The 9,069-nt window shown below is 75.6% G+C and carries 8 protein-coding genes; 4 read left to right on the forward strand and 4 right to left on the reverse strand.

All coding sequences use genetic code 11. From position 1 onward, the window contains the following. Positions 1-95: 95 nt before the first annotated feature. Together ACI789_RS23325 and ACI789_RS23330 are read left to right on the forward strand one after the other, a co-directional pair. Entirely contained in the window at positions 96-1,007 is a 912-nt protein-coding gene (locus tag ACI789_RS23325; RefSeq protein ID WP_457011925.1) for a sulfotransferase family protein, read from the forward strand. Beyond that, positions 1,004-2,227, forward strand: coding sequence for a glycosyltransferase family 4 protein (locus ACI789_RS23330; RefSeq protein WP_457011926.1), 1,224 nt, complete (start codon positions 1,004-1,006; stop codon positions 2,225-2,227). Before ACI789_RS23325 ends, ACI789_RS23330 begins: the two co-directional genes overlap by 4 nt. On the opposite strand, the gene ACI789_RS23335 is transcribed toward ACI789_RS23330, so the two are convergent. From ACI789_RS23335 to ACI789_RS23350, 4 genes are read right to left on the reverse strand one after another with little or no spacing between them, the layout of a single operon-like run. Further along, entirely contained in the window at positions 2,199-3,371 is a 1,173-nt protein-coding gene (locus ACI789_RS23335; protein WP_457011928.1) for a glycosyltransferase family 4 protein, read from the reverse strand. The two genes, ACI789_RS23330 and ACI789_RS23335, sit on opposite strands and share 29 nt — an antisense overlap. Then, positions 3,368-4,294 carry a sulfotransferase family protein gene (locus ACI789_RS23340; protein WP_457011936.1) on the reverse strand — a complete coding sequence of 309 codons (927 nt, stop codon included), beginning with the start codon at positions 4,292-4,294 and terminating at the stop codon, positions 3,368-3,370. Before ACI789_RS23340 ends, ACI789_RS23335 begins: the two co-directional genes overlap by 4 nt. Continuing rightward, entirely contained in the window at positions 4,294-5,631 is a 1,338-nt protein-coding gene (locus tag ACI789_RS23345) for a lipopolysaccharide biosynthesis protein (protein ID WP_457011930.1), read from the reverse strand. The genes ACI789_RS23340 and ACI789_RS23345 overlap by 1 nt, the downstream gene beginning before the upstream one ends. Further along, complete coding sequence (locus ACI789_RS23350) at positions 5,628-7,013, reverse strand: hypothetical protein (protein ID WP_457011932.1); 1,386 nt, start codon at positions 7,011-7,013, stop codon at positions 5,628-5,630. The genes ACI789_RS23345 and ACI789_RS23350 overlap by 4 nt, the downstream gene beginning before the upstream one ends. A gap of 174 nt (positions 7,014-7,187) precedes the next feature. Here ACI789_RS23350 and ACI789_RS23355 point away from each other — a divergent pair, with 174 nt between their 5' ends. Further along, positions 7,188-8,045, forward strand: coding sequence for a sulfotransferase domain-containing protein (locus ACI789_RS23355; RefSeq protein ID WP_457011934.1), 858 nt, complete (start codon positions 7,188-7,190; stop codon positions 8,043-8,045). 46 nt (positions 8,046-8,091) lie between these two features. Further along, a complete protein-coding gene (locus tag ACI789_RS23360; RefSeq protein ID WP_457011935.1) occupies positions 8,092-9,024 on the forward strand; it encodes a hypothetical protein in 933 nt (310 codons plus the stop codon). Positions 9,025-9,069: the final 45 nt, after the last annotated feature.

Here is a 9,069-nt window from a genome sequence, read left to right on the forward strand (position 1 = left end):
TCGTCGGCCGGAGCGCCGGGGCACACTCCCGCACGAGGTGCCGACGCATCCCCAATACCGGGGTGCGGGGGTGGACCGCCGGTAGCATGCGGCCGGTGACCGACGCCCCGGACTTCCTGGTCATCGGGGCCGCCCGCAGCGGGACGACGGCGCTGGCCTCCTTCCTCGGCGAGCACCCGGACGTCTTCGTCTCCACCCCCAAGGAGCCGCACTTCCTCGCCTTCTCCGAGGGGGCGCCGCGGTTCACCGGGCCCGGCGACGACGACCTGGTCAACCGGGTCGCCGTCCGCGACCCGCAGGCCTGGCTGCGGCTGTTCGCCGGGCGCCCCGAGGCGCGCCGGGGGGAGGGGTCGGTGACCACGCTGGCGTACCCGGCCGCGTCCGTGCCCGCGATCGCGCGGTACTGCGCGCCCGGCTGCCGGCTCGTGGCCGTGCTGCGCGACCCGGTGCAGCGGGCGTTCTCCAGCTGGCAGTACCTGCGCAGCCGCGGCCACGACGCGGGCGGCTTCGAGGAGGGGCTGGCCGCCGAGGAGGAACGGATCGCGGCCGGGTGGAGCCACATGTGGCACTTCGCCCGGCTCAGCCGCTACGCCGAGCAGCTCGCCCCGTTCGCGGAGGCGTTCGGGGACCGGCTGCTGGTGCTCACGCAGGAGGAGCTCGCGGCCGACCCGGCGGGACAGCTGCGGCGGGTGTTCGCGTTCCTCGACGTGGACCCGGACGTCGACGTGCACACCGACCGCCGGGTCAACGAGGGCGGGCTGCCGCGCAGTCGCGGGGTGGCCGGGGCGCTGAACGTGGTGCGCCGCTCCCCGGCCGCCCGGCGGCTGGTGACGCGGGTGGTGCCCGAGCGACACCGGGAGCGCATCCGCTCGGCCAACCTGCGGCGGGAGACGGTCGACCCGGGGACCCGACGCCGGCTCGCGGCATCCCTCGCCGGCGACCTGCGGGAGCTGCAGGACCTGCTGGGCCGCCGCCTGCCCTGGCCCAGTGCGGACGGGCTGCGGTGAGCGGGGACCGGGTCCGCGTGCTGCAGCTGACCGGCATCACCGTGGGCGGCTCGGCCGAGCACCTGCTCCAGCTCGCCACCTCGCTGCCTCCCGACCGCTTCGACGTGTCGGTCGCGCTGTCCGGCGGCGGCCCGCTGGACGACGAGATCCGCGGCACCGGGCTGCGGGTGGTCGACTACGCGCCCTCGCACGGCGCCGGCCACTTCAAGCAGGCCACGCCGGACGGCCCCGTCGAGCTGGCCCGCCAGTTCCTCCGGATCCGCGCCGACATCCGCCGGCAGCGCTACGACGTCGTGCACACCCACACGTCGATCGCCGGCGCGATGGGCCGGGTGGCGGCCTGGTCGGCCGGGACGCCGGTGCGGGTGCACATGCTGCACGCCTACGCCGGGCACGCCGCCGTGCCGCAGCCGAGGCGGTCGCTGTTCCGGGCGGTGGAGCGGCTGCTCGGGCTGGTCACCACCCACTACGTCGCCGGGTCGGCGTTCATCCGGGACGTCGGCGTCCGCACCCGCGTCATCCCGGCGTCACGCACCACGGTCATCCACTACTCCAGCCGGCAGCAGGTCGGCGACGCGACCCCGGCCGACCGCGCCCGGCTGCGCGCGGGCCTCGGCCTGCCCGAGGACGCACTCCTCGTCGCGCTGGTGGGCCGGGTGGAGGACCAGAAGGGCGTCGACCACCTCGTCCGGGCCGCCCGCACGGTGACCGCGCAGGTGCCCGCCGCACACGTCGTCGTGGTCGGCGACGGCACGCGCCGGGCGGAGGTGGAGCGGCTGACCGCCGACCTGGGACTGACCGGCCGGGTGCACGTCACCGGGTGGCGGCACGACCTCACCGACGTCATGCGCACCATCGACGTCCTCGCGCTGCCCTCCCGCTGGGAGGCCTTCGGCATCGTCAACCTCGAGGCGATGGCCGCGGCCAAGCCGGTGGTCGGCTTCGCCGTCGAGGGCGTCCCGGAGGTCGTCGTCCACGGCGAGACCGGGCTGCTGTCCCCGGCCGGCGACGAGGAGGGGCTGGCCCGGGACCTGGTCCGGGTGCTCACCGACCCCGACCTGGCCGCTCGCCTCGGCGCGGCCGGGCGGCGCCGCTTCGTCGAGCGGTTCTCCCCCGAGGAGATGGTCCGGGCGCACGTCGAGCTCTACGACCGCCTGCTGCTCGCGCCCCGCCGGGTCCGGGGAGGGCTGCTCAGGCGGCGGCGAGGACGCCGCGGATGAGGTCCGCGAACGCGCGGCCGAGGTCCTCCACCCGGTAGTGCTCGCGGACGAGCGCCGCCCCGGCGGCGCCCATCGCGGCCCGGTCCCGGGCCGGCAGCTCGGCCAGCTCGGCGATCCGGGCGCGGATGGCCACCGGGTCGCCGCTGCGGGCGACGAGCCCGTCCCGGGTTTGCTCGAACACCGGCGGCTCGCCCGAGCAGTCGGTGAACACGGTCGGGCAGCCGGCGGCCATCGCCTCCATCACCGCCAGCGGCAGCGCCGGTCCCTCCCAGCGGGCGGTGTGCACGTACCCGTCGGCGGCGGCCAGCAGCCGGGCGACGTCGTCCCGCCAGCCGAAGAAGGTGACCGCGTCACCGAGGCCGAGCTCGCCGACCAGCCGCTGCAGCCCCGCCTCGTAGCCGCCGGTGCGCCGGGCCGCGCCGGAGCTGCCCCCGGCGCCGACGAGCGCGACGTGCACCGGGAGCACGGACGGCCGGCCGAGCGCCGTGAGCAGCAGGTCCTGGCCCTTCTGCGGGTCCAGCCGGCCGACGTTGAGCAGCAGCAGCTCGCCCTCGCGGGCGCCCATCTCCGCGCGCAGCCGGGCCCGCTCCTGCGCGGTCAGCTCGACCGGCGGCGGCACCTCGATGCCGTTGGGCAGGACGACGGTGCGCTCGGTGGGCACGCCGAACCCGGTCATCTCGTCGCGGACGACGGTGGACGTGCACACCGCCAGCGTCGTCCGTCGGGCCACCACGGTCCGGTAGCTGCGCCGCTTGAGCGCCGCGACCGGGGCCGGGCCCCAGAAGTGGTGCTGGTTCTGCACCATGAGCACGCCGGGCACCCCCGCCCGAGCGGCGGCCAGCAGCGCCGGCACCCGGTCCCGCTGGTTGACGCCGATGACGCACCGCCCGCCGTCGCGACGCACCTGCTCGGCCAGGGCCGGCACCAGCCGCGGGTCCCAGGGGCGCTCCAGCCGCGGCTCGGGCACGGTGCGCGCCCCGAGAGCGGCGAAGTCGGGGAGGATGCTCGGCCCGGCCGCCGGCGGCGCTCCGTGCAGCAGGGTGAGGGTGAAGCCGTCGTCCACCAGCGCGCGGGCGAAGCCGAGCGCCATCTTGGCCGCCCCGGTGCGGTCGGGCAGCCGGAGCGTCATGTGCACGGCGGTCACGCGGGGCGCTCCGGCCGCCGGGCGGGGTCCCGCCAGGCGGACAGGTCCAGCCCGGTGAGTCGCTCGGTCAGCTCGACGTCGGGCCGGAAGGTCTCGACCAGCTCGGCGCGGGTCTCGTCGCGGTAGGTGCTGCGCACGATGTTGCGGGCGACGATCTGCCGCCGGAGCCGACGCTGCAGCGGCACGGGGAGCAGCGGCCGGACCAGCTTCTTGAGCGGGTGGTGGCGGGACACGACCCGGCTGAGGAAACGGCTGCGTGGTTCCCCCGACCGGTGCGGGTCCGGCTCCACGGTGCGCTCCACGGCAGGCACCCCGAGGAAGGCGTAGACCCGCCTCAGGACGTCGTCCGGGTCGGCGACGAGGTCCTCGTGGCGCAGCGCCAGCACCTGGTCGCGCGGGAACACGTCGAGCACGTGCTGCAGCTGCTCGCCGTACCGGCTCATCCCGGTGTAGTGCCAGATGTGGTGCCAGCCGTCGCCGATGCGGCGGGCCTCGTCGGCGAGGGCCGCCTCGAACGTGTCGCACGGCTCCCAGCCGCGGGTGCGCATGAAGGTGTAGGCCGAGAAGGCCCGGTCCGCGGGATCGCGCAGCACGCAGACCAGCCGCGCGTCGGGCACCTCCTCGCGGAGCCGCGTGACCGCCGCCGGGTAGTAGAGGGTCGACACCGACGCCTCGCCGCGGAGCTGGCCGGGCCGGGCACCCCGGTACAGCTCGCCGTACGCGGCGCGATCGGTGACGGCGAGCCGGTTGATGGTCTCCCGGTCGCCCGGCCCCGTGAACGCGGGCCGGGCGCCGGCGAGGGCGTAGTAGTGGGGCTCCTTCGGATCGGTGAGGAACAGCCCGGGGTGCTCCTCGAGGTACTCGTACAACGCGGTCGTCCCCGACCGCGCCGCGCCGATGACCAGGAACTGCGGTCCGAGCATCACGTCCCTCTCCGTGCCGGACGGGCGGTCGTCCGGATCCCCGTCCTCCGGCGGGCTACCCGCGCCAGGCGCAGGTTGTGCCCGCTCATCGCGACGGCCGCCGCGGCCGCCACCCCGGTCGCGCCCCACTGCGACCCCCACCAGGCGCCGCACGCGAAGAACACCGCCGAGGAGACCAGGGCGCTGACGGCGACCGTGCGTTCGTGGCCGGTGTGGGACAGCACCCCGGCGCACGGGCCCGTCCACGCGTTGGCCAGGACGCCGGCACACATGACCAGCGCCGGGACCACCGCGTCCGCGTAGAGGGCACCGAAGACCGCCGGCACCACGACCGGCCCGGTGACGGCCAGGCCGACCACGGCGACCCCGATGGCGACGGTCGACCAGACGGCGAAGCGCCGGACCGGCTCCTCCAGGGACGCCAGGCGGCCCGCGGCCGACGCGGCGGCGAAACGGGGTGCCAGGGTCCGCAGACCGATCGCGACCGGGACCGCGACCAGCAGGGCGATCCGGACGGCGACGGAGAAGACGGCCACCTCCTCCACCGGTGCGATGGCCGCGAGCAGCCAGACGCCGGCCTGCGGGACGGTCACCGCGGCCAGCGTGGCGAGGACGAAGGCGCTGCCGCCGCGCAGCATCCGCCAGGGGGACTCCGCCGGCTCCCCGGTCGCGGCGGGCGCGTCGCCGAGGGTCCGGCGGAGCACCACCACGCCGACCAGGTAGACCCCGGTCTCGATCGCGACCGCCCACCACAGGACCGCCTCCAGCGAGGGGAGCCACGTCACCGTGGCGGCCAGGGCGAGCAGCAGGCCGATCAGGACCACGCGGCGGACGTGCTCACCGAAGGTGAGGGCCAGGCCGAACCGTCCGCGGGCCCGGAGGGCGTTCACCACGACGGGACCGAGGGCCGCTGCCGGGAGCCACAGGGCGATGACCGGCACCAGCGGGCGGTAGACCTCGGGCGGAGTTCCGGCGCCGGCCGCCAGGGGGCCGATCCCGACCCACCACACCGCCACCACGGCGACCGCGCCGACGGCCTGGGCCACGAGCAGGTGCCGCAGGGTCCGCACCTGCTCCGGCGTGCCCGGGCCGGCGAAGGCGATCGTGGCCACCCGGGTCAGGCCGAACTGGGCGAGCACGGCCAGGTAGCCCAGCCAGGCGAGGCCCCACGACAGCGCGGAGAACTCGTCGGGCGGCAGCGTCCGGGCGCCGAAGAGCGTGAGCAGGAACCCGCTGACGACGGCTCCCAGCTGACCGACGGCGACCAGCCCGGCGTCGCGCCGCAGGCTGCTGCGCGGGAGGGCCGGCCCGGGTCGGCGGGACGTCGGCGCGGTCAAGGGCGGGCAGGCCCGGGCGCGGGCGTCTCGCCGGAGCGCGGCAGTGCGGGCAGGGACAGGGAGTCCGGCCCGTCGGGGGAGGAGCGGCGGAGGAAGAGGTTGACCACCACGGCGACGGCGATGATCGGCACCCCGATGGCCACCCACTTGGGCATGGAGACCGCCCACAGCCCGCCGGGGAAGACCCGGACGGCGAACACCAGGCTGAAGCCCCACACCAGCGGGTCCCGGGAGAACCGCCGCAACGCGAGCTGCCCGGCGCGGACGATCACCCCGCTCAGCAGTCCGCCGAGCGCGACACCGAGCCAGCCCAGGTTGAGGTACCAGTCGCCGACGGGCGTGGACGGGAAGCCGTTGTTGCGGTCGATGTAGGTCTGCGCGAGCCGCACGGCGGGGGTCAGGAACGGTTCCTGCTCCCCGACGATGGACGACGGCACCGCTGCGACGGTGCCCTCGACGAAGTCCTCGCCCCCGCGGAAGTCGAACTCGTCGGGCCAGTCGTCGATGATCAGCAGCAGCGAGTCGTAGAAGGTGTTGTTGGTGGCCACGGCCACCTGGCGCACGGTGGTCTGGTCCTCGAGGGTGGGCGCGAGCTCCCCCCACAGGACCGTGTCCCGGGCCGTGCGCAGCGAGAAGGCCAGCAGCAGGGCCACGACCGGCACCAGGAAGAACCGCCGTCGCCAGCGCGGGTCGCGGAGCCACTGCCAGCCGCTGCGGCCCTCCACCTCGTGCCCGGTCCTGCTGAAGACCAGCGATCCCGCCAGCAGCGCGATGGCGGAGATGACCGGGATGTCCCGGGCGCCCCAGGTCCAGCTCAGGTAGGCGTTGAGCGCGATCAGCCCGAGGGCCACGAGCCGCTGGAGCCAGGCCCCCCGGGCCGGGGCGAAGAAGGCGGCCACCGCGAACAGGGCGGCCAGCATCGGGATCGAGCGCAGCGCCCGGCTCTCGGCGACGTCGTGCTCGACCTTCGAGGCGTTCAGCAGCCCGGCCGGCCCGCCGTACCGGATCCACAGCAGTGCGGTCACGGCGAACGCCAGGGCGCCCACTCCCAGGGCGAGGAGCAGCAGCACCCGCGGGGACAGCGGGCCCCTCGTCCGGGGGAACAGCCACTCGGCCGGGCCGACGAGGAGGGTCAGGTGGCGGGCGCCCACCCACAGCGCGAGCAGGAAGACCGCGACGGCGGCCTGGCCCTGGACGACCAGCCCCGCGACGTCCCGGTCGAGGAACAGCTCGGTGGGGAAGGGCGTGTCCAGGCCGACCACGAACTGGATCGGACGCCAGAGCAGCTGGAGCGCGAGGTAATACAGCGTCAGCGCCATGAAGTCCAGCGGATGGCGCACGAGCGACCGGTAGACCCAGGCCCACAGGAGGCACGAGGCCACGACGGCCACGACAGGCACGACCACGACCGCCCCCCCGTTCTGCGCCGGCCGCACCCGTCCGCCGGCCCTCGCCGTCCCTCCGATCGGTGACGGAGTGGGCAGGGTAACGCAGGATCCGCGTGATCCCGGGCTTTCTGCCCTAACATCCCGCCGGTGTGTGAAGGCCCCCGTCTCATGATCGTCGGCGCTCCGAAGAGCGGCTCGACCGCGCTGTTCCGGTACCTCGCCGACCACCCCCAGGTCCGGGCGCACGTGCACCCGGAGATGCCGTTCTTCGGGCGGGACGACGAGTTCGCCGGCGGGTGGGACGCGGCCGTGCGGAAGTACTTCCCGCCCTCGGTGGGATCGGCGCCCCTCGTCGCCAAGCACACCATGGCCATGTACGACCCGGTCGCGGTCCGCCGGATCGCCGAGAGCACCTCGGCCGTGGTCGTCGCCGTCCTCCGCGACCCGGTCGCCCGGGCCTACTCGCACTTCCACTACGCCCGGCTGCGCGGCTGGGAGGACGCCGCGACCTTCGAGGAGGGGCTCGAGCGGGAGGCCGGCCGCCCGGCGAGCACGCCGCCGCGGGCGCGGGACATGCGCTACGCCGGTGACGGGGTGTACGCGCCGCACGTGCGCGAGCTGTTCGCCGTCCTGCCCCCGGAGCGACGGCGCGTCTACCTGTCCCAGGACCTGCGCGCCGACGCGGCGCGGGTGTGTGCGGAGGTGTTCGAGCTCGCGGGCCTGCCGCCCTTCGCACCCGACGTCACCCACGGCCACAACGAGGCCCGGACCGCGCGGTCGGCGAGGCTGGCGCGCGCGGTCCTCGCCGGCCAGCAGCCGGGGAGCCCGCTGCGCGCCCTGCTCGCCCGGGTGCCCAGCCGGGTCAAGTACCGCGCACGGGACGTGGTCGACCGGCTCAACGCCGGACCGGCCTCCTTCCCGCCGATGGACCCGGACACGGCCGCCCGGCTGCGGGAGCGGTTCCGCGCGCCCAACGCCGAGCTCGCCGGGGTGCTCGGTCGGTCACTCGATGCATGGAACACGTGACCACATAGCAGACGGACCACGGGTTCCACCCGGTACCTTTCCCGCCGTGCTGGACACCACTGCTGACGACACCGCGCGCACGGCCCCCGACCCGGGCGACGGCGTGCGCCGGGCCGCGCGGCGCGAGGACCCGGGGACGGGCCTGCGCGACTCCCTGACCGCCCTGGGCCGGTGGTGGTGGCTGGCGCTGCTCACGTTCCTCGTCGTGCTCGCCGTCGCGATCGGCTCGCTCTACGTCATCGACCCCGTCTACCGGTCCGAGGCCGAGGTCCTGGTGCGCACCGAGGACAGCCGCCAGCTGTTCCCCCGCACCAGTGGGACGACGGCCGGCGTGCTGACCCGCACGCCGCAGGCCGAGCTCGAGTACGTGCAGGGCGACGCGTTCCAGGACCAGGCCCGCGAGGCCGCCGGCAACGACGTCGAGGTGGACGTGCGCACCGAGCTGGACTCCAGCGCGCTCCTGTTCGTCGCCGAGTCCGGGGACGCGGAGGAGGCGCAGGAGACCGCGCAGGCCTGGGCGGAGACCTACGTGAGCGCGCGGCACGACGCCGACGTCGCCCAGACCACCCGGCTGCGCGACCTGCTCACCGGTGACCGCGACGGCCTCAACGCCCGGCGCACCGAGATCCTGGCGCCGGTCGCCGCTCTCGACGAGGCGGTGGCCACCGAGACCGACCCGGTCGAGCTGTCCCGGCTGCTCAACCAGCGGCTGGCCATCCAGCGGGGCCTGTCCGGCGAGCTCGACCCGCTCGAGGCCCAGATCCGCCAGCTCAACACCCAGATCTCCGGCCTCGAGGTCGACCTGCGGGTGCTCGAGGACCGGCAGGCGCTGGCCTACGTGAGCGAGGCCGCCGAACTGCCCGAGGAGCGGGCCAACGGGTCGCTGCGGCAGAGCGTGCTGGTCGGCGTCGCCGCGGGCGTGGTGCTCGCCGCCGGCGCGGTGGGGGCCGCCCAGGCGCTGCGTCCTCGACGTCGCTGACGCGACCGAGCGGCCTGCGGGGCCAGGAGCGGCTCCTGCCCCCGC

The organism is Geodermatophilus sp. SYSU D00965 (assembly GCF_054050075.1).

Bases quoted from the DNA above. Each gene is read 5' to 3' on its own strand.
- ACI789_RS23355 (WP_457011934.1), top strand. From the start codon at position 7,188: ATGATCGTCGGCGCTCCGAAGAGCGGCTCGACCGCGCTGTTCCGGTAC.
- ACI789_RS23340 (WP_457011936.1), bottom strand. From the start codon at position 4,294: ATGCTCGGACCGCAGTTCCTGGTCATCGGCGCGGCGCGGTCGGGGACG.